Below are 20,673 nucleotides of genomic sequence, written 5' to 3' on the forward strand. Positions count from 1 at the left end.
CTTTCCGTCTGCTATTTTCTACTTCTTAAAGGGAGGAAACCAGGTAGCCGCCGACTTTTGTACTTCTTCTACGACCTGCTCAGGGGTGAGCTTCCCTAAATACATGCCTTGGAGGGCGTTTTCCAATGTTTGCTTCGTGGTCGGTTTTCCTTCCGCGAAGTTGACGACCATCAAATAGGGTGTGGCGCTTGATTGGGACAGCTCTGCCATCTTGTTTACCAACGGATCGTCTGTCGATACACCTGGTACCGCGCTGATTCGTTTGAATTGATTCGCGAATAGCTCCCCAAACTTTTTCGTCGCCATGAATTCCATGAACTTCAATGCCTCTGCTTTGTGTTTGGACTTGGCATTGACGGCATAGGAACCATCGACCCAGGTTGTCAGGACTTGTTTACCGTCATCGGTTGGCATCGGAAAGAAATCAAGTGGCAAATCGGGGTTGAGCTTTTTGATGCCTTCCAGTTCAAAGCTACCATTGATGAACATCGCTGCTTTTTCCGTGGCGAACAACGTCCGCATATCATTCAATTCGAGACCTACATAATTTTCCGGGAAATAAGGGATAAGTTCTTGCATACGCTGCACGGATTGGAGGAACTCGGCGCTTTTTAGGTCACTTTCTCCTTTTAGCAGCTTGTCGAGATAGTCCGTTCCGCTGTAGCTAGCTGGAGCAATCACACCATGACTAAGAGAAAGAAGCCAGCCTTCCTTTGCTCCGAAAGAGATCGGAACGATTCCTTTCTCTTTCAATGTTTTGGCTGTCGCGATTAGCTCATCCCAGCTTTTCGGTGCCTGGAGCCCGTTTTGCTCGAAGATTTTCTTGTTGTAGTAAAATTGCGTGGAGTTTAGGGATAGTGGGACACCGTAGACTTTACCATCTTTACCTGTGGCCGCTGCGAGGACGTCTTTTGGTATGGTGGATAGGCCTAGCACATTGTCGAGAGGCTCCAGATGTCCAGCTTCAGCCAGGGTAATCCCTGGAGCGTAGGGACGCAGTTGCAAAATATCTGGACCACTGTCGCTTTGGAGCGCCGTGTTTAAGATGGTATTGTACTCCGTTGCTTTGAATGGTTTGAAGTCGATCTTGATATTCGGATTGTCTGCCTCAAAAGCCTTGATGATGGCTTTGTAGCCCTCTGTGTCTTCTACACGCCAGCTATGCATGGAGAGTGTTACCTGCTGTCCTCCACCCTGCCCGCCGCCAGACTGTGTTTCGGTTCCTCCACTGCTACATCCTGTCACTACCATAACCGCAGCCAACACGATTGAAGCTACATAGCGAAAACGAAATTGCTTCATGCGAAACCCTCCCCTTTTTCTTCCCTTAGGTCTGCAAAAGCTGGGCCGTAACAGCATCGTGCAAAATCGGTCGTAATTGCCGAAGCTGATGATTGCGGCCTAGATGAACAGCGTTAGTGAGAAAGATGACAGCAAACTGTTGCTCCGGGTCGATCCACATACTGGTTCCAGTAAAGCCCGTATGCCCGAAGCTCTTACGATGCAAGCCGCTTCCACAGCTCAAGGTGGTGGACGCTTGATTGAGCTCCCAGCCATACCCTCTACTCCCCCCTGCTTGCTCTGTATGATTGCGAATCGCCAGTTCGTACCATTCGCTCGCAAGTATTCGAGGATCTTGGTACAACCAGCTCATCGCGTATCGGCACAAATCGTCAGCCGTTGAAAATAGTCCAGCATGTCCGGCAACCCCTCCCATCGCAAATGCTTTCTCATCATGAACCTCGCCTGTAATGTAGGCGTTGGTGAGGCTACAATATTCAGAAGACGCAATATTCCGATAAATTTGTCGATTTGGACAGTAGGCGGTATGTGCCATGCCCAATGGGGTGAAGATACGCCGGGTAACAAACTGGTCCAAGCGCTCTCCGGTTACTTGCTCGATAACAAGGCCCAACCAGATCATGCCCAAATCACTGTAAACTACCTGGGCCCCTGGCTCGTGATTCAATTCTTGCGCATACAACAACTCTGGCAAATCGATCTCGCTATCGCGCCTTCTTTCTGCCAAATCTGCCGGCATTCCTGAGGTATGCGCAAGCAGCTGCGCGAGTGTGATCCGCTTTTTATCAGCGGGACAATCGGGAAAAAATCGACCCATCTGATCATCTAGCGCTACCACTCCCTCCTGCATGAGCAAAAGGATAGCAGGCAGCGTCGCTGTCACTTTGGTGAGCGACGCCAGGTCAAACATGGTATCCGGCGTCACCCGCTGGTCTTTGGCGATACTCGTCGTCCCGACATCACACGCATACCAGATACGACGATCACGTACGATTCGCAAGGCAGCTCCCGGCAGCAAACCGTTGTCCACCCATCCTTGCAATAGCAGCTCCAGATCGTCCATGTCTTCCCTCCTTCTCCTACGTCGATGAGCGTTTCGTTCGACTCACAGCAAGCCTTGATTTTTCCAACAGGGGTATGACTTGCTCTTGCATCCTGCTGATCATGGTAATAAACAAAATATCGATGACGTTCAATTGAGCAATGCGTGAAGCCATGGCTCCACTGCGAATGCTTTTTTCTACCGAGCTGGTGAACAGCCGGATGTTGGCTAGTTCGGCTACTGGTGAGGGACCGAATTTGGTCAGGGTAATGATGGTCGCTCCCTGCTGCTTGGCCTCCGTCAACGATTGAATAATGTCTTCGGTCTGTCCTGAATAAGATATGCCGATGACCACGTCTTTTTCCGTTAAAGTGACTGCCGACGTCAATTGTGCGTGAAAATCCGAATAAGCCTCACACCACAAGTTAATCCGCGAAAATTTTTGCCGGATATCGTCAGCAATGACTGCCGATGCACCGACGCCGTAGACATCGATCTTCCTGGCTACCGACAGCACGTCGACTGCTTTCTTTACTTCTTCGTTGGACAAGACGGAGAGCGTATCCTGGATGGATTGAATATTGTTCCAGCTGACCGCTTGCATAATCGATTCAACTGAACCCTCCATCATAATCTCCTGATAGCTGCCCATCGCCGTCTGCTTCGTCAAATCTCCCGCGACGCGCAGCTTTAGCTCCTGATATCCCTTCATGTTAAGAGAGCGAGCTAAACGGATAATCGTCGCCTCGGAAACCCCACTAAATTCCGCCAGTTTTTGTACAGAAAGCTTCACGACATCTTCCGGGTGAGCCAGGATATAATCAGCGACTTTTCGCTCCGAAGGCTTCAATTGATCCAAGATTGCTTGTAGGCTGACTAGCCCTCCATTTAACATATGTGACATCGCTTTCTTCCCCCAAATCTTATCTACATTTTATGTAGCATTATTTCTCTCGTCAATTGTTATCTAATAAACAATATTTCAAAATCACGAAGCTCAGCACAGCTCTTCTGAATTTGTTCTCTTTTTTTCTAAAAATTCCCTCCTTGACTTTCTCGCGGCGTCAAGCTTTACGCTTGCATCGCTAACAGGAATAATAAGGAGGATTTTCCCATGAAAACGTTACTGATTAAAGACTGCATGATATTGACGATGGTTAAGGGAGAGAAGCCATTTCTCGGGGATATTTGGATCGTGGATGGTCGAATCGCCAAAATCGGCCCCTCCCTTGAAGAGGAAGCAGACCGTGTCATACTGGCTAAAAATAAGGTAGCGATGCCTGGTCTCATCAACGCGCACAATCATGCCAGCATGTCCTTGCTGCGTGCTTTTTCCGATGACCTCAAGTTGATGGATTGGTTGGACAAAAAGATGCTGCCAGCTGAAGCCCGGATGACAAGAGAAGATGTGTACTGGGGGACGACACTCGGGATCGCGGAAATGATCGCTTCTGGCACGACCGCTTTTGCCGATATGTACGTGCATATGGATGCGGTTGCCCAAGCGGTACTTGATTCCGGGATACGCGCTTCCTTGACTCGCGGCATGGTCTTTTTCGAGGATGACGGAGGACGACGAATGGCAGAAGCCTTAGACCTCATCGACAACTGGACGGGGGCTGGCGATGGCAGAATCACGACGATGCTCGGTCCGCACGCTCCTTATACATGCCCGCCGAAGCCTCTGCAAGGAGTCATCGAGCTTGCCCGCGAGCGCCAAATCCCGCTCCACATCCATCTGGCTGAAACAATTGAAGAAGGAGAGAAAATCCGGGCCAAGTACAATCAGACTCCCACGGAGTATTTGCATGAACTGGGCATGTTCCACGACACCCACGTCTTGCTCGCTCATGCTGTTCATTTGAATGAATCCGATGTCGCGCTTCTTCGCGGGATGAGAGGCGGCGTCGCACATAATCCTGTCAGCAATTTGAAGCTCGGCTGCGGCATCTCCCCTGTCAGAGAGCTGATCGAGGCTGGGGTCACTGTCGGGATGGGAACAGATGGTGCTGGCAGTGCTACGACTCTCGATATGTTTGCCGAGATCAAAGCCGCAACTTGGATGCAAAAGCTCAAGCACGGCGATCCGACGGTACTGCCTGCCAAAGCTGCCTTGCGCATGGCTACCATCGAAAGTGCGAAGCTGCTTGCGATCGATCACGAAGTCGGAACTCTGGAAGTTGGGAAGAGAGCTGATCTCATCCTGATCGATCTAGATAAACCGCACCTGCAGCCTGTCCATGACATCCCTGCCCTGCTTGCATACAGCGCGACAGGAGCCGATGTGGATACAACCATTGTGAACGGAGAAATTTTGATGCATCAGCGCCAATTCCAAACCCTCCATTGGGAGGAAATAAAGAGAGAAGCGACAGCACGAGCCAGCCGACTCGTCGAGGGTCTGTAATTGCTATTGTGCTCACAGGTTGAGAAGGCAGAAGCCAATTGCGAGACACATCGCAAACATGCTCCACATGAAAGAGGGAATGAGCAGTGAGGATGCGATTTTGTGGTGGGGACGAATGGCGCGAATCAGCACCCATGTCGAATACATCACCAGAATGGTATCCAGCGCAGCCAATACGAGCAGTTGATAGCCAATAAACAACACGAAAAAAAGTTGATGAAAAAACCAATTGATTCCATATAGAAGCAAAAGCTCCCGGTCTATCTGCCTCGTTTGAATCAAGATCAGTAACGACCATGCTATGAGCGCGTATAAAATGAGCCAGATGATACGAAACAAGTAGATTGGCGGTGTTCCATCGGGCTTGGCAAGGGAATCATACCAGGCCCCACCGTCTGGAAAAGCAAGACCACCTAGTGAATAAACGACCACTCCTGCAAGAAATAGAAGAATATTGTGCACCAATCTCATCCAGGAAGTCACCCTTTCCTCTTCTTTCTTTTCTTTCTCTTCTATATCTATGAGTGGTCGTTCTCTTTTCATGCTAGTTTCAGAGATTTCTTTATCGTATGGGAGAAAACTTGTACGTTGCTGTAGTGCCGGAGAGGAAACAGGAGAAAACGCTCAGCTTCTTGGGCCACCCGCTGTGGGATTGACTGCCCGGCTCCATGAAAAAAAGCGAAACCCGCGTCCAAAGTCGTCCATTCAGGAGGCGTCTCAGAGGTGGACGCTAAGAGCTTGTTTCTCTTTTTTTCATTGCACCTCGGGCGGTGTACCAAAGATCTTCGCTTATTTCTCCTGTTTCCTCTACGGACTTTCCATGTGATCCGAGTTTTTAATTCCTTAATAGATGGAAGAACGTAATCAGTTACGACAGAGAAGAATATTTCCAGACGTAGCGACTTGTGGAGTCCTACCAAGCGGAGAAGGGATTTGCGGGCAAAAGAAACTTAGGCGTGCCCACGCGACGAAGCGGCTACCACTTTTGCGTTTCCCCGCGAATCCCTTCGGAGCGGACAGTCTTAGCCCTCAGCAGGACGGAGCCTGGAGCCTAGACTGGAAATATTCTTCTCCCCACCGTAGCCACATACTAGGAACCTCAAGTTGCTGCTGTAGTGCTGGGAGAAAACAGGAGAAAACGCTCAGCTTCTTGGGCCACCCGCTGGGCGATTGACTGCCCGACTCCATGAAAAAAAGCGAAACCCGCGTCCAAAGTGGTCCATTCAAGAGGCGTCTCAGAGGTGGACGCTAAGAGCTTGTTTCTCTTTTTTTCATTGCGTCTCGGTCGGTGTACCAAAGATCTTCGCTTATTTCTCCTGTTTCCTCTACGAGCTTTCCGTGTGATCCGAGTTTTTAATACCTGAAAAGATAGAAGAACCTAATCAGTTACGACAGAGAAGAATATTTCCAGACGTAGCGACTTGTGGAGTCCTACCGAGCGGAGAAGGGATTTGCGGGCAACAGAAACTTAGGCGTGCCCCTGCGTCGAAGCGGCTACCACTTTTGCGTTTCCCCGCGAATCCCTTCGGAGCGGACAGTCTTAGCCCTCAGCAGGACGGAGCCTGGAGCCTAGACTGGAAATATTCTTCTCCCCACCGCAGCCACATACATAGAAACTCCATAAAAAAACCGCTAATCTCATCTTCCGTAGATTAGCGGTTCTATGTATCGAGATCGTGTTATGGCAGACGCAATGTCTCCCCTGGCTTCAATGCCTTGCCTCTGATGTCTTTCTCAGCCAGCTCGGCTACGAAAGTTTCCCCATCCTGCTTGATCGGCGGGAATGTATCGTAATGAATGGGCACAACAAAATCGGCTTGTACCCACTCGGCAGCCACGAGTGCATCCTCAGGTCCCATTGTGAACACATCTCCAATCGGCAGGAACGCCAAATCGATGTTATGACGCTCTCCGATCAGCTTCATGTCACCGAACAGTCCTGTATCCCCTGCGTGATAGATCGTTTTTCCACCCAGCTCGATCACAAAGCCCCCTGGCATTCCCATGTACACGATTTGTTTCTCATCATCCAGCACGACACCGGAGCTGTGGAACGCCTGTGTCATTTTCACTTTTCCAAATGGCAGTTGGACAGAGCCTCCCAGATTCATCGAGATGGTCTTGACTCCCTGCCAGCTCAAATAGGTAGCAAGCTCATGGGTTGCAACGATTGTCGCATCGTTTTTCTTGGCCAACTCTACCGCATCCAAAATATGATCTTGGTGTCCATGTGTCAGAAGGATGTACTGAACCGAGATGTCTTCCAGCTTGGTTGCTGCTACTGGGCTTCCTGAAATAAATGGATCAATCATAATTGAATGCCCTTCACTTGTTACCTGCACGGAAGAATGTCCGTGAAAACGAATATCCAACATTGTGGTACCCCCTCTATTCGCAGCATTTTTTCAGTCCCTTTTATGTTACCATGCCGCAGGGTGTAAAGAATAGGAAAGGCCGTCGATCACTCGACAGCCTGAGAAACAAATCCTAATTTTCTACAATCAGTACTTAGCAATCGTCGCCGTCATGCTCTGTAACGGCAATAATTTTCGAATCACGAATAATGGTGCGGCGATTACCATTGCGCTCTTCCAAAATAATGGTGGTCGATTTTACTTGTACCAGACGACCGAAAAAAGTACCTTCTACAGTGGCAACCCTAACATTTCTGCCTTCGAATTTTTTTACCTGGTCTTTGAATGCCATGGTTAATCCCTCCTTCTTATGCATCCTATGAACATTTGGCATAGCCCTACTGAGCAAAAGCGGAGTCAAAGAGAAAATGTACTTGTACCCGTCCGTCATTTGTCCCCATTTTCAACAACTTTGTCGTCTGGTGACAAATTGACGCCAAAATAGCCCTCCGTTTACGAACACTGTGAGATTTTGTCGCACGATTCCACAAGGAAAACCATTTTCACGTACAGAAACGGTATAGCAAGAGATGAGCAGACTTACGCAGAGGAGGGATTTCCATGGGAGAGGTTATCGAATTATTGGCACGGGAGAGAACATACAGTGGCAAAGATGTTGCGGGTCTGTTAGGTATTGGGGCGAGCACCTTGCGCAAGTGGAGCATGCTCTTAGAACAGCACGGCTACTGGTTTTTACGGGATAGTCAGAATCGTCGGGAGTACAGGCAGGTAGATATTACGTGTCTTCAGCGGTTCTATAGCTTAACCAAGGATCAACTCATTCCGCAAGATGAAGCTGCCCGAATGGTTGCTACGCAAAGCTCACCTGAACCTGCCCGAAAGGAAACGGCCGTTGCGGTTGCATTCCCCCCTGTTTCCTCACATCCGGCTTTAAACCATACTGCTGCACTTGAAGAGCTGGATGAAAAGCTACATGCCTTGGCTTCCCATGTCCAGCAACAAGACGCCGCGTACTTTGCGCTGTTAGCGCGTGTAGAAAAGCAGGAAACCTATATTACCAACAACCTGAAGGAACGTGATCGCCGCTTGACCAAGGCAATGAATGACATTATGGATGCCAAAATCGAGTTAGCCAAAATCAGGGACGCTGAACGGAAAACATCGATCTGGCAGAAGCTTTTTCGGATTCGCTAGAAGGCTGCAAGATTTAAATGGTTGCTTTCTTTTTCTTGCTGCCAGCTGACTTAGGATGCCCGGACGTCTCGCTTACGAAATGGCCAGATCCGCATGATATACGCTCCATACAGTTGCTCCGGGCAGCCTTCGCGCTTATCACAAAACGCCTCTACTTTTCCTCTTTTTCCGCGGTTTTTCTCCTGTTTTCGCCATTCTTTTCTATGGAAATTTTCTATTGATAATAGTAATCATTCTCTATATAATCATAATCGATCCAATAGAGATTGATTCTCATTATCATAAATTTCAGGAGGCTACGTACATTGAAACATGCAGGATGGAAAACCGGGATGATTGCTTTGCTATTGACAGGTGTAGTTGGATGCAGCAATTCCGCGTCCCCCGAAGCTGCCACACAACAAGCAGCTACCAGCTCACAGTCGGACTCGTCGACATCAAGCCAACAAGCCGTTCCTACAATCAGCGTAGATGAAAAGAAGGTAGAAGAGCTACTCACCCAATTCAAAACCCAGTCACCTACAAAAGTCGTGACCGTTTCCGTAGCGATTACCGAGATACTGAACGAACTGGGTGTCACTCCCGTAGGCGTACCGACGACAAGCAGCAAACTGCCAGCCTCCCTCGACACTGTTCCGCGTATCGGCACTTCTCACCAGCCTGATTTGGAGCAGGTCGCGAAGCTTCAGCCTGACGTCATTCTCGGCCCTACCTCCATCCAAGCGAGCATCGATAAAAAATTCAAGCCCGCCGCGCTGTCTACCGCGTACTTTCCTGTAGACTCAATCGACGAGCTCAAACTGTCTACCGTCGTACTCGGACGCCTGTTCAAGCAGGAAGAGAAAGCAACAGCCTTTCTCCAATCCATCGTGGAAAAAGAAAAAACCATCATAGACGCAACCAAAGGGAAACCCGCTCCCAAAGTATTGTTCTTGTTCGGTTCAGCCGAAGCCCTTATGGTCATGAATGAAAATACATTTGTCGGAAGCCTCGCCCGCAATCTCGGCGCATCCAACGTCGCTTCCGATGTCCTGAAACAAACCGAAACATACGTGCCGCTCAACATGGAATCGATCGTAGCTGCCAATCCCGATGTCATTTTACTGGTAGCGCATGGCGATCCGAGTGCAGTGACCAAAAAGTTCGAAGAAGACGTGAAGAAAAACGGCGCATGGGAAAAACTGAGCGCATTCAAAAATGGCAAAATGAAAGCACTCGACTACAGCACATTCGGGATCGCCTCTCTAGTAAAAGTCCCGGCTGCCTACGAGGAGCTCGCAAACATCCTGTATACCGAATAAGGAGTTTTTCCAGTGACCCAGAACATTCCGAACAGGAAAGCAGCTCTCTTGGTGACAGCTTGTGTCATGCTCGTTGTAGCTGTACTGCTCTCCATTGGTCTGGGGAGCGTGCGCCTCACGCTTGCCGAAACAATAGAAACCATACTTGGACACGGCGATGCCGCCAGCCAAACCATCCTGTGGGATATCCGGATTCCGCGTGTGTTTCTCGCACTATTGATTGGGGCCAATCTCGCTGCATCGGGTGCCCTCCTGCAAGCAGTCATGCAAAATCCGCTTGCCGATCCAGGCTTGACGGGCGTATCCAGCGGGGCAGCCGTTACGGTGTTGTTCATCATGCTGGTCATGCCCGACTATTCTTACTTGATACCCCTAGCTGCCATCATTGGTGGCGGAGTAGCAGCAGGCATGGTCTACTCCATGGCTTGGAAAAAACAGGGCGGATTAACACCTGTGCGCATCATATTATCGGGAGTTGCCGTCAATGCTGTATTCGGTGGAGCAATCGGGTTATTGTCCATCCTGTACAGTGACAAGCTACCGGGTGCGCTACAATGGATGAATGGCAGTCTGTCCGGAAAAGGCATGGTCGATGTCATGGTGATGCTTCCCTACTCGATCGTCGGGTGGATCGCAGCGCTATTATCGATCCTGCAGGCAAACATATTACGCCTCGGAGAACAAGTCGCTCACAATTTAGGGCAGAACTTGCATCGCTTGCGCCTCTCTCTCTCTATCATCGCGGTCTATCTAGCAGCTGTTTCGGTATCGACTGTCGGCCTTGTTGGGTTTATCGGACTAGTCGTGCCGCACATGGCTCGCATGCTCGTCGGCTCTGATTACCGTCTGGGCTTGCCGTTTAGCCTCGTGCTTGGCTCTCTTGTCTTGCTTGTTGCCGATACGTTTGGTCGAACTGCATTCGCTCCTTTGGAGATTCCTGCCGGGATCGTGATGGCAATCGTGGGTGGACCTTATTTCCTTTACTTGATGCGAAAAGGGGGCATGTGACATGTTACAGGTGCAATCGTTAAACATCAGCTACGGTCCGAAGGCCATCGTCCATGACTTTTCCCTCGATATCCAAGAAGGAGAGGTTGTTTCGATCATTGGTCCAAACGGTTCAGGAAAATCATCGATTCTCAAAGCAATTTCACGGCTGATTCCTTGTGAAAGCGGCCGTGTCTGTATTGCAGATCAAGAATTAAACAGCCTGAGTATGAAGCAAATCTCTCGCATCATGTGCATGCTTTGCCAATCCAACACGTGCCCGTCAGACGTAACCGTAGGAGAGCTAGTCGGATACGGTCGGGTTCCCCATAAAAAATGGTTTGAGCGCCTGAGTGGCGAAGACTACGAGATCGTCACGTGGGCTTTGGAACAAACCGGTATGCTCAGCTACAAGGACCGCTACCTCGTCTCTCTGTCTGGCGGGGAAGCACAGCGTGCATGGATCGCAATGGCTTTGGCTCAACGACCGAAAATCTTGTTGCTCGATGAGCCAACTACCTATTTGGACATCGCCCATCAACTGGATGTGCTTGAGCTCGTTCGCAAGCTCAATCAGGATTTGAAGCTGACGGTTGTCATGGTGCTGCATGATTTGAATCACGCTAGCGCCTACAGCGATAAAATTTGTGTGATCAAAGACGGAAGCCTGCGTGTTTTTGGAAAACCTCAAGATGTACTTACGATGGAGCTGATTCGCAGCGTGTACGGTGTCGAAACCGAGATTCAGTACACGCCAGACAGCGGTAGCCCACGGATTCACATTTTGAAAAAAGCAAACTAAACAAGTGAGGTGCTCGTATGAAAGCGATGGATAAGGAAGCGATGAAGGCCCAGTACCAATCGTTTGCTGCGAACATGAAAACACTCATGTTAAGCACGGTCGACGAGCATGGAAAACCGTTTCTCTCCTACGCCCCGTTCGTCAAATACGATGGAAAGTTCTACATCTACATTAGTAAAATTGCGAATCACTATCGCTACATGGAAGAAAATCCGGCAGTCGATGCCATGCTCATTGAAGACGAGTCGAAAGCCACCAATCTGTTTGCTCGCCAACGCGCTCGCTTCGTGTGTTCGGCCCTGAATTTGGGTAATGCTGGGTACGAAGAGATTTTCGAGCTGTTTGCACAGTCATTCGGAAAAAACATGATGGATATGCTGCGCGGCCTTGATTTTTCCTTGTTCGAATTGACACCATCAGAGGGACGCTATGTAGCTGGGTTCGGTCAGGCTTACGACATTGACCTGACAGCCGATAAATTTGTCCACGTCAACCGAGATGGTCACACATCCAAAAAATAACGGAGGGGCATCATTCATGACCTATTCAACCGCATTGACACTTTGGCTCACCATCCAGGAACGTTTTCACAAGACTGCGAAAAGCTTGCCTGAACAAGATTTACGTTTGAGCATGAATGCAGTCTCCATCGGGTATATGCTGCGCCATAGCGCTGAGGTCGAGTACATGTTTGCCGAATGGTTTTTCGGTCGGAGCATCCCAGCTGACGTAGAGCTATTGACGAAAAACGGTCCTACCGGAACCAAAGTTGCCTTTACCAACGTGCAAGAGCTCGCTGATTTCATGTCCGCTTCCAACCAACACTTGATCGATGCGATGCGTGACTTACCAGAGGAAGCTTGGCACAAGCCCGTTGAAACGCCATTGGGGTCTTCTACTCCTTTAGAAGCATTGGGTCGCCTCATGTATCACACGGGTATCCATGCCGGACAAATTTCGCAGATTCAAAAATCATTTCACACCAAAGAAAAAGAACTCACCCACTAAGGTTTGATACAGCCTTTCGCACGCCAAAAAGAGCTTCCCGTCTCTCTTGACTGGAAGCTCTTCTGTATGTGTGCCACTCTCGTTACATCACGATTTTTCTTGCCGCGTTGACGAACATTTTTACGCCGACTTCGAGCGCATCCTCGTCGATTGTAAAGCGTGGATGGTGGTGCGGATATGTGATGCCTTTTTCTTTGTTTCCAGCAGCGACGTAGAAGAAGCAACCTGGCGCTTTTTGCTGGAAGGCGGAGAAATCCTCACCACCCATGGTTGGACGCATATGCTCTACCCATTCTGCTCCCAGTGATTCTTCGACGACCTCTTCCATCAATTTCGTCACTTCGGCATCGTTGATAACCGGGCGATAGCCAAATTCGTACTTGAACTTGTACCCCGCGCCGTGTGCTTCTGTAATGCCTTTGATCACGCGTTCCATGAGTCCCGGAACGGACTCGCGCAGATTTTTGTCAAAGCTGCGGACTGTCCCGCAAATCTCTACAGCACCCGGAATGACGTTATGTGTCGTTCCCCCCACAAATTGTGTGACAGAGAGAACCAGATTATCGAGTGGATCCGCATTGCGGGATACGACGTGCTGGAGATTGGTCACCACTTGTGCTGCAATCGCGATGCTGTCAATCGTTTCATGCGGGAGCGCCGCATGTCCGCCTTTTCCAAGAACGGTGATCCAGAATGTATCAGGAGCTGCCATCATTGGACCTGGACAGATACCCACTGTCCCAAATTCCATCGTCGACCACAGATGCGTACCAATCACCATATCTACGCCGTCCATGACACCTGCCTGTACCATTTCCTCTGCTCCGCCTGGGTATACTTCCTCCGCGTGCTGAAAGAAGAAACGAACCTCTCCCTTGATCTGATCCTTCATCCCGGACAGCAGCTTTGCCGTTCCGAGCAGCATAGAAGTATGTCCGTCGTGTCCGCACGCATGCATGACGCCAGGATTTTTCGATACGAATTCAAACGTATTCTCTTCCGTAATCGGCAATGCGTCCATGTCAGCGCGCATGGCGAGCACTTTCCCAGGCTGGGAACCGATCAATCTGGCCATCACACTGTTTTTCGTCGGTCTGGACACTTCCAGATTGCCAAAGGTAAGCAGTGTCTCGTATACAAACTGTGCTGTTTTTTCTTCATGGAAGGATAATTCAGGGTTTTCGTGCAGATACCGTCTCCACGCGATTACCTGATCCTTGATTTCTTCGACCGCCTTATTAAGCGTTACCACTGCCGTTGCTGTCATGCCGCTCTCCTCCTGATTTACGTGGCTCCCCCACTTACTATCTCTTATGCCTAGTTTGCTAAGGATAAAACGGTGCGGTACAGTATTTGCGCTCCGTTCGCACAATCCTCTTTTGTCGTGAACTCTGCCGGGTTGTGGCTAATGCCATCCTTGGATCGAGCGAAGATCATACCAACCGGGCACAGCTCAACTAGCTGCATGCAATCATGCCCTGCCCCACTCGGCAGTCTAAATGCTTCCAAGCCTTCTGCCTCACACGCTTCGGCTACAGCATTCTGGATATCGTCCGAGCATACAGCAGGAGCTATGCGTTGCAGCAGCTCTACTTTCAACGTCACATTGCGCTTATCACAGATCGCTCTTGCCCGTTCGTAAATGCGCTGTTCCACTTCATCGCGGATTGCTTCGTCCACATCTCGCAAATCAAGTGAAAACTCGACTCGTCCAGGAATGACGTTCACCCCGCCTGGGAAAGCTTGCAGCCTTCCAACCGTCCCTACACTGGTTCCTGTCCGTCCGGCTTCTTCCTCGATGGCAAGCATCACTTGAGCGGCGGCTGCCAGCGGATCACGGCGCAAATTCATCGGCGTTGCCCCGGCATGACCGGCTTCCCCCTCTAGCACGAAATTCAACCAGAGCGGTCCCGCCACTCCTGTCACGATCCCAACAGATAGCCCACGGCTCTCCAGTACCTTGCCTTGCTCGATATGTAGCTCCACATACGCTTTCACACTTCCGGGAGTTCTCGTGGCGAGACTGGTGCGGTCCGGATCAAGCCCCGTTTGCCGCATTGCTTCAGCAATCGTGACCCCATTCTTGTCTGCTTGTTCCAGCTCGTCACGCTTGATCAGACCCGCGATACCGCGACTGCCGATCATCCCGTAACCAAAACGCGTTCCTTCTTCATCCGTGAACGCGATGACTTCGATCGGATGCTCTGTTTCGATCCCCTGTTCCTGCATCGTCTGTAAAACTTCTACGCCAGCCAGTACGCCAAGTGGGCCGTCATAATCGCCGCCATTTGGTACGGAGTCGATATGCGAGCCAACCAAAACGACAGGAGCGGCCGGATTTTTTCCTTCTTTTCGCCCAATCAAGTTCCCAACCTCATCTTCGCGAACGGTGAGACCTGCTTCCTTCATAAAGCCTGTGACGAGATCCTTTGCTGCCCGTTCCTCAGGCGTAAAAGACAACCGCGTGATGCCGCCCGCCTCTTGCTTCCCAATGTTGCCAAGCTGTCCCAATCGATCCCACAATCGATCCGAATTGATCATGACGCGCCACTCCTCCTTCTATGCAGAGCCAATAACGGCTGATTAACGGTTATGTCCTTAATTGTATAATAGTCTGTCTATTTTGAAAAGGCTGCAGCCATGGACCCCGAAATAAAGTCCAAGACTTCCGCCGCTATTCATTCCGCATGGCAAATCCATCCCCCAAAAAGTCCCGTAGAATGAAACCTGCCTATATTCGTAAAGCCAGCTTCTCTCAATAGCTGTTCGATTTTAGGTTCAGATAGAAAAGAAGCTTTTGTCATGATGGTATTACCCATCTCTTCTACTTTCGCTGATTCGTATCCCACATCCAAAAAAAAGCTTTTCCATATGTTTAATCTGTTTCGAAGTTCGGCATCATCGAGGTCTCCGTACGCACTAACCAGTACGAAGGGAGCCCCCGGTTTCAATTGCTCCTTAATGGCCCTGAGCAGCTTCAGCTTCTCTTGCTCATCGTTAATGAAGTGCAGAACCAAGATACAACTCGCCGCATCGTACTTCGATTCTGGATGTGGCACATCGTCTATCGTTCCCTGAATGAGTTGGACGCGGCTTTCCAACCCCAGTTGGACGGTTTTGTTTTTCGCCATCGCAAGCATCTCGGCAGAAGGATCGACTCCGGTGAACGTCCATTTTGGGTTAGACGGTCCCCATGCTGCAAGTTCATTTCCACCGCCCGCACCAATGACGAGCAATGATGCCGCTTTTTCTCCCAATTGAGCTCGAAAATAGGATTGGACCATTGTGAATAAAAAATCATAGATGGGAATCGAGATTCTCGTGTTAGCATCGTACGCAAGAACCATTTTGGAGTTGAATGTAATTTCTTCGTTCATCGGTAACCTCCATTGTTTCAGTATGAGATACACGAAAAGTATTCTAGGTATAAAGTTTTTACAGATAGATAATATCTGTAATTTTCGAAAGAATTGGCGCTGTCCTAGACAATTACAAGGACTCCGTTAGCGCCTGAAGCCCTCTTGGGAGATACATATTAATTAAAGACTTTGAGTATCCACAATAACTATACCGATACAATCTGTCAAGAAGCGCCACAAACCTCAACATTCTTCTTCATTTTCCTTATGGAGATTCTTCTACGTTATCTAGAATAGAGTAGTTCAAATTCACTCTTCCTCCTACAATTAAATCTCTACCTCTATCTTCCTCAATTCCCCTTTCAAATGCCCGATCGTCCCTACTCGATCCTGTTCCTCCTGCTCATCAAACAAAAGCTGCTCTAGTAGTTCACATATATCTTCCAACCTACGTCGGATTTGATAGAATTCCAACGCTTGTCGATTGACCACATAATTTGTATGTGTCATCTGATAGATAGCCATAAACTCCTCAAAAAAAGGCTGATCTACCAAAAACATCAGATCGGCTTCTACCGGAGCCAGCCTTAATCCTTCCCAGTCTATGAGAATGAGCTGCTGACCAGATTGCATCAGGTTCCAGTTGTGAATGTCCGTATGGCAAAGCTTCATTTTTACCTCACTGCCTCGCAATTCCTCAGCAATCATCTCCAAATCATTCATACGCGTAGCCAGTATGTTGGCAAAAGGTTTGACGATTTCATCCACATCATCAGGCAGACGGTGGATAGCTTCGTTCAGCATTTCTCTAAACTGCTTGGCAAATGGGATACGGAAGTCTTCCTTGATGGCAGCCGTACTGACCGGGATTTCTTCCCCATACAAATGCAACTCCGCTACGATTTCTGCTAGCTGGCGAACTTGCAACGAGTTTAACGCTTGATTCCCAATGGTTTTCCCCTCAATATAGGCAAACAGTTGATAGATACCCATGTCATCTTCATGTTTATACGCAGCGTTTCTAGTCAGTAGCGGAACTGGAAGTTTGCCTTGTAGTCTAGTCTGACGTGATAGCCACTGGATAATGGGAACATACTTATCGATCAGTGCAGTCCACTTGGGCGTAGATGCTCTGCTTTTTTCATAGACCTTCAAAAAATAGGCTTGCTGGTCGCTGATGACTTTATAAGCAAGCGCCGACCATCCTCCTTGCTGAGGGGTAACATCAACAGCGTCTATATCGTAATGGTGTCTCAATATGGTTTTGAAATGATCCATGTGGTACTCCTTTCTAACTCCCTATACACACGCAATTAATTATCACCAACATACAAAAAATTGCCCTGCCCCACAATAGGAGCAAAGCAATTTTTCAAATAGTACGTCAATTGTTTCGAATAACGAAATAGTTGACCTGATTATTGTACGCCAATTGCGTCATACGCATCTTTTACAGATTCTACTTGCTGGGAATTGGCGCCGAACAGAGCTGTCGCAGATTGAATCGCTGCTTGTCGCATAGCAGAGAAGTTAGAGTTTGGATTGAGGTAGTTTGTCAGTGCGTAGTAGTAGATTTTTGCTGTGTCATCTCGTCCAATGCCTGTGACCGTTACACCGGAGTGTGTGCCACCCTCTGCGAGGAGATATGCCGCTATGTTGTTGATCCCGCTGTTAGTGTGAACGCCTCCCTCGTCTGCTTGACCGATGTATCGATTGCTGTAGTGGTCAGGATCGCCAGCCACTGTTGGATCTTCGAGAGAGCGCAGTGCGTCTCCTGGCGTTTCTGGCGTGTATACATCTTCACCTATTAACCAATCGTCATTATCAATCATCGCCCCGAAGATGTCAGACATGGATTCGTTCAGCGCACCAGACTCGTTTTCATAGATTAGACCGGCTGTTCGTTCTGTGACAGCGTGAGTTAATTCATGAGCAACGACATCCAAGCCAGCGGAAAATGGGCGGAATAAGCGGCCATCTCCATCCCCGTATGTTATTTGTACGCCGTTCCAGAATGCGCGGTTATCGTTTCTACCGTAATGGACTGTAGAGATGATTTTCGCACCCTTGTTGTCAAAGCTGTTACGGTTATGTGCGTTTTTGTAGTAATCGTAGGTTGCCTGAGCATGGGCATGAGCGTCGACAAGTGCTCCATCTGTCCAGTTGTTATCCGAGTCAGAACCAAGAGTACCAGGTTGGACTAATCTGTTGCGTGCATTGTACGTTTCGATTCCCTTGCCGCGCGTCGTATCTTTCGCCGTATAGTTGGTATTGCTTACTTTCGTTACTTCGAATGATTTGGTGTCACCTAGTACTCCTGTACCCGTCCCTGTAATCTCATGGAGCATATTGTATTTGTTAATCACATCACCCGAATGCGCGTCGATGAAATACTTCCAACGGCCTGGTAGCGGATCGAGGAAATTCAGTTCCACTTCGTAAGCCAAATACGATTGATCTTCGTGGATATATACGTAGAGGTTCCCTTTTGGCTTCACCTCGAACTTCTCCACTTTTTCGTCGATCTCATCCTCCAAATCCTTGATGGCCTCTTTGACTGCCTTATCTGCCTTGAGCTTTGGTTTTTTCGTCAGCTTATCATTATCTGCCAAGTTAGGTGCGTAGTTCCCGAGGAATGCCGTTACATTTCCATCCTCGTTTACGTGAATCGTCTGCTGATAACCAAAGACCGGGATACCTTCGTACATTTCTTGCACGCGGTAGTGAGTCATATCTGTCTCTCTGTCTGTCACTTCATCAAGCACTTTAAAGTGGTCTCTCACTTCTCCATCAATGCGGAAGGAGTCTTGATGTTGCTCCAGGAATCCCCAAACTTTGTCTTCGCCATCCAGATCTTCTGCCTCGAACTCTTCTCCGATAAATTCGGGGGTATCCCACTCAGCACTATAGACGATGCTTTCGGATTCGGCCTGCGCAGCTAGCGGCAGGAATGTAGAAGTACCTAATGCGAAGCTGAGTGTTACTGCAAAAACCGATTTTTTCATACTTGTTAAACCCCTTCTTGGAAAATATTGTTTTTTATGTAAATTCATAGTTGTTTATATCTTTTATTATTTATCAAAATTCTGAATTTGAAAACTATTTTTTAACGACAAAAAAATCACTTCCCGAAAGAAATGATTAATTGGTAAATTTATTACAATTATACTTCCCTTACGATTCGATACACCTTTCAATTACCACCAACATACAAAAAACTGCCTTGCCCCCACAATAGGAGCAAAGCAATTTTTCAAATAGTATGACAAATATTTCGTGTAACAAAATACTTTATTTGATTATTGCACTCCAATGGCATCATACGCATCTTTTACTGATTCTACTTGTTGGGAATTAGCACCGAAAAGAACTGTAGCGGATTGAATAGCTGCTTGTCGCATAGCGGAGAAATTAGAGTTTGGATTGAGGTAGTTTGTTAGAGCGTAGTAGTAGATTTTTGCTGTGTCATTGCGACCGATGCCTGTGACCGTTACACCGTGGTGTGAACCACCCTCTGAGAGGAGATATGCCGCTTTGTTGTTGATACCGCTGTTAATGTGTACGCCTCCGTTGTCATTTGGACCCGTATAGCGATCGCTGTAGTGGTCAGGATCACCAGCAACTGTTGGATCTTCGAGAGAGCGCAGTGCATCTCCAGGCGTTCCTGGTGTGTATACATCTTCACCCATCAGCCAATCATCGTTGTCAATCATTGCCCCGAAGATGTCAGAGATGGATTCATTTAACGCACCGGACTCATTTTGATAGATCAGATTGGCTGTTTTTTCTGTAACAGCATGTGTTAATTCATGTGCAACGACATCCAAGCCAGCAGACAATGGGCGGAATACGCTTCCATCTCCATCCCCGTATACCATTTGCACGCCGTTCCAGAATGCGTTGTTGTAGTTGGTACCGTAATGGACAGTAGAAATCAATTTCGCACCGTTGTTGTCATAGCTGTTGCGGTTATGTGCACTTTTGTAGTAATCGTAGGTTTTCTGTGCATAGGCATGAGCGTCAACAAGTGCTCCATCTGTCCATTTGTTATCGGTATCAGAGCCAAGCGTGCCTGGGAGGGTGTATCTGTTCCGTGCATTGTACGTCTCAATTCCCTTGCCGCGCGTCGTATCTTTCGCCGTGTAGTTTGTATTGCTTACTTTCGTTACTTCGAAGGACTTAGAGTCACCAAGTACCCCCGTACCCGTTCCTGTAATCTCATGGAGCATATTGTATTTGTTGATCACGTCACCAGTGTTTGCATCGATGAAATACTTCCAACGCCCTGGCTGCGGATCGAGGAAATTCAGCTCCACTTCGTAAGCCAAATACGATTCCTCTTCGTGGATGTAGATATAGAGGTTCCCTTTTGGCTTCACCTCGAACTTCTCCACTTCTTTGTCAATCTCATCCTCCAAATCCTTGATGGCCTCTTTGACCGCTTTATCTGCTTTGAGTTTTGGTTTTTCCGTCAGCTTATCATTGTTTGACAGGTCAGGCGCGTAGTTACCGAGGAATGCCGTTACATTTCCATCCTCGTTTACGTGAATCGTCTGCTGATAACCATAGACCGGGATGCCTTCGTACATTTCTTGTACGCGGTAGTGAGTCATGTCTGTCTCTCTGTCTGTCACTTCATCAAGCACTTTAAAGTGATCTCTCACTTCTCCGTCAATGCGGAAGGAATCTTGATGTTGCTCCAGGAATCCCCAAACTTTGTCTTCGCCATCCAGATCTTCTGCCTCGAACTCTTCTCCAATAAATTCGGGGGTATCCCACTCAGCGCTATAGACGATGCTTTCGGATTCGGCCTGCGCAGCTAGCGGCAGGAAGGTAGAAGTACCTAATGCGAAGCTGAGTGTTACTGCAAAAACCGATTTTTTCATACTTGTTAAC

Annotated in this window: 19 protein-coding genes; 7 read left to right on the forward strand and 12 right to left on the reverse strand. The window is 48.5% G+C overall.

All coding sequences use genetic code 11. The annotated features are described in order from the left end of the window. Nucleotides 1-18: 18 nt before the first annotated feature. From ACFVS2_RS22600 to ACFVS2_RS22610, 3 genes are read right to left on the reverse strand one after another with little or no spacing between them, the layout of a single operon-like run. Nucleotides 19-1,302: an ABC transporter substrate-binding protein gene (locus tag ACFVS2_RS22600; protein ID WP_390237913.1), complete on the reverse strand. Its 1,284-nt coding sequence runs from the start codon at nucleotides 1,300-1,302 to the stop codon at nucleotides 19-21. Nucleotides 1,303-1,327: 25 nt separating this feature from the next. Beyond that, a complete protein-coding gene (locus ACFVS2_RS22605; protein ID WP_390237915.1) occupies nucleotides 1,328-2,365 on the reverse strand; it encodes a serine hydrolase domain-containing protein in 1,038 nt (345 codons plus the stop codon). Nucleotides 2,366-2,381: 16 nt separating this feature from the next. Then, a complete protein-coding gene (locus tag ACFVS2_RS22610; protein WP_483862255.1) occupies nucleotides 2,382-3,239 on the reverse strand; it encodes a MurR/RpiR family transcriptional regulator in 858 nt (285 codons plus the stop codon). Nucleotides 3,240-3,458: 219 nt separating this feature from the next. On the opposite strand from ACFVS2_RS22610, the gene ACFVS2_RS22615 reads away from it, so the two are divergent. After that, the gene (locus ACFVS2_RS22615; RefSeq protein WP_390237917.1) at nucleotides 3,459-4,751 is read left to right on the forward strand and encodes an amidohydrolase; all 1,293 of its coding nucleotides are present in this window, start codon (nucleotides 3,459-3,461) and stop codon (nucleotides 4,749-4,751) included. A 12-nt stretch (nucleotides 4,752-4,763) separates the two neighbouring features. Here ACFVS2_RS22615 and ACFVS2_RS22620 read toward each other — a convergent pair whose 3' ends face one another. The 3 genes from ACFVS2_RS22620 to ACFVS2_RS22630 form a co-directional block, all read right to left on the reverse strand. Then, a complete protein-coding gene (locus tag ACFVS2_RS22620; RefSeq protein WP_390237918.1) occupies nucleotides 4,764-5,222 on the reverse strand; it encodes a TspO/MBR family protein in 459 nt (152 codons plus the stop codon). Nucleotides 5,223-6,430: 1,208 nt separating this feature from the next. Further along, nucleotides 6,431-7,126: a metal-dependent hydrolase gene (locus tag ACFVS2_RS22625; RefSeq protein WP_390237920.1), complete on the reverse strand. Its 696-nt coding sequence runs from the start codon at nucleotides 7,124-7,126 to the stop codon at nucleotides 6,431-6,433. Nucleotides 7,127-7,259: 133 nt separating this feature from the next. Continuing rightward, nucleotides 7,260-7,457: a hypothetical protein gene (locus tag ACFVS2_RS22630; RefSeq protein ID WP_007726095.1), complete on the reverse strand. Its 198-nt coding sequence runs from the start codon at nucleotides 7,455-7,457 to the stop codon at nucleotides 7,260-7,262. 269 nt (nucleotides 7,458-7,726) lie between these two features. Between ACFVS2_RS22630 and ACFVS2_RS22635 the strand changes: the two genes are divergently transcribed. From ACFVS2_RS22635 to ACFVS2_RS22660, 6 genes are all read left to right on the forward strand, one after another. After that, nucleotides 7,727-8,320: a MerR family transcriptional regulator gene (locus tag ACFVS2_RS22635; protein WP_390237923.1), complete on the forward strand. Its 594-nt coding sequence runs from the start codon at nucleotides 7,727-7,729 to the stop codon at nucleotides 8,318-8,320. A 305-nt stretch (nucleotides 8,321-8,625) separates the two neighbouring features. Next, a complete protein-coding gene (locus ACFVS2_RS22640; RefSeq protein WP_390237925.1) occupies nucleotides 8,626-9,621 on the forward strand; it encodes a helical backbone metal receptor in 996 nt (331 codons plus the stop codon). A gap of 12 nt (nucleotides 9,622-9,633) precedes the next feature. Continuing rightward, nucleotides 9,634-10,629 carry a FecCD family ABC transporter permease gene (locus ACFVS2_RS22645; protein ID WP_390237928.1) on the forward strand — a complete coding sequence of 332 codons (996 nt, stop codon included), beginning with the start codon at nucleotides 9,634-9,636 and terminating at the stop codon, nucleotides 10,627-10,629. A 1-nt stretch (nucleotide 10,630) separates the two neighbouring features. Continuing rightward, the gene (locus ACFVS2_RS22650; protein ID WP_390237931.1) at nucleotides 10,631-11,410 is read left to right on the forward strand and encodes an ABC transporter ATP-binding protein; all 780 of its coding nucleotides are present in this window, start codon (nucleotides 10,631-10,633) and stop codon (nucleotides 11,408-11,410) included. A 17-nt stretch (nucleotides 11,411-11,427) separates the two neighbouring features. Then, a complete protein-coding gene (locus ACFVS2_RS22655; RefSeq protein ID WP_390237932.1) occupies nucleotides 11,428-11,931 on the forward strand; it encodes a HugZ family pyridoxamine 5'-phosphate oxidase in 504 nt (167 codons plus the stop codon). A 16-nt stretch (nucleotides 11,932-11,947) separates the two neighbouring features. Further along, nucleotides 11,948-12,418 carry a DinB family protein gene (locus ACFVS2_RS22660; RefSeq protein ID WP_390237934.1) on the forward strand — a complete coding sequence of 157 codons (471 nt, stop codon included), beginning with the start codon at nucleotides 11,948-11,950 and terminating at the stop codon, nucleotides 12,416-12,418. Between the two features lie 82 nt (nucleotides 12,419-12,500). Here ACFVS2_RS22660 and ACFVS2_RS22665 read toward each other — a convergent pair whose 3' ends face one another. The 6 genes from ACFVS2_RS22665 to ACFVS2_RS22690 all read right to left on the reverse strand — a co-directional run bounded on the left by ACFVS2_RS22665 (nucleotide 12,501) and on the right by ACFVS2_RS22690 (nucleotide 20,663). Continuing rightward, nucleotides 12,501-13,685 carry a M20 family metallopeptidase gene (locus ACFVS2_RS22665; protein ID WP_173620048.1) on the reverse strand — a complete coding sequence of 395 codons (1,185 nt, stop codon included), beginning with the start codon at nucleotides 13,683-13,685 and terminating at the stop codon, nucleotides 12,501-12,503. 50 nt (nucleotides 13,686-13,735) lie between these two features. Continuing rightward, the gene (locus ACFVS2_RS22670) at nucleotides 13,736-14,959 is read right to left on the reverse strand and encodes a Zn-dependent hydrolase (protein ID WP_390237936.1); all 1,224 of its coding nucleotides are present in this window, start codon (nucleotides 14,957-14,959) and stop codon (nucleotides 13,736-13,738) included. Nucleotides 14,960-15,096: 137 nt separating this feature from the next. Next, complete coding sequence (locus ACFVS2_RS22675; protein WP_390237938.1) at nucleotides 15,097-15,795, reverse strand: class I SAM-dependent methyltransferase; 699 nt, start codon at nucleotides 15,793-15,795, stop codon at nucleotides 15,097-15,099. A gap of 309 nt (nucleotides 15,796-16,104) precedes the next feature. Beyond that, nucleotides 16,105-17,055: an aminoglycoside phosphotransferase family protein gene (locus tag ACFVS2_RS22680; RefSeq protein WP_390237941.1), complete on the reverse strand. Its 951-nt coding sequence runs from the start codon at nucleotides 17,053-17,055 to the stop codon at nucleotides 16,105-16,107. Between the two features lie 140 nt (nucleotides 17,056-17,195). Continuing rightward, nucleotides 17,196-18,782 (reverse strand): M4 family metallopeptidase, encoded by a 1,587-nt coding sequence (locus ACFVS2_RS22685; protein WP_390237944.1) that lies wholly within the window; start codon nucleotides 18,780-18,782, stop codon nucleotides 17,196-17,198. A 294-nt stretch (nucleotides 18,783-19,076) separates the two neighbouring features. Further along, on the reverse strand, nucleotides 19,077-20,663 hold the full coding sequence (locus ACFVS2_RS22690; RefSeq protein WP_390237946.1) for a M4 family metallopeptidase: 1,587 nt from the start codon (nucleotides 20,661-20,663) through the stop codon (nucleotides 19,077-19,079). Between the last annotated feature and the right edge of the window lie 10 nt (nucleotides 20,664-20,673).

Source organism: Brevibacillus sp. NPDC058079 (genome assembly GCF_042885155.1).
GTDB lineage: Bacteria > Bacillota > Bacilli > Brevibacillales > Brevibacillaceae > Brevibacillus.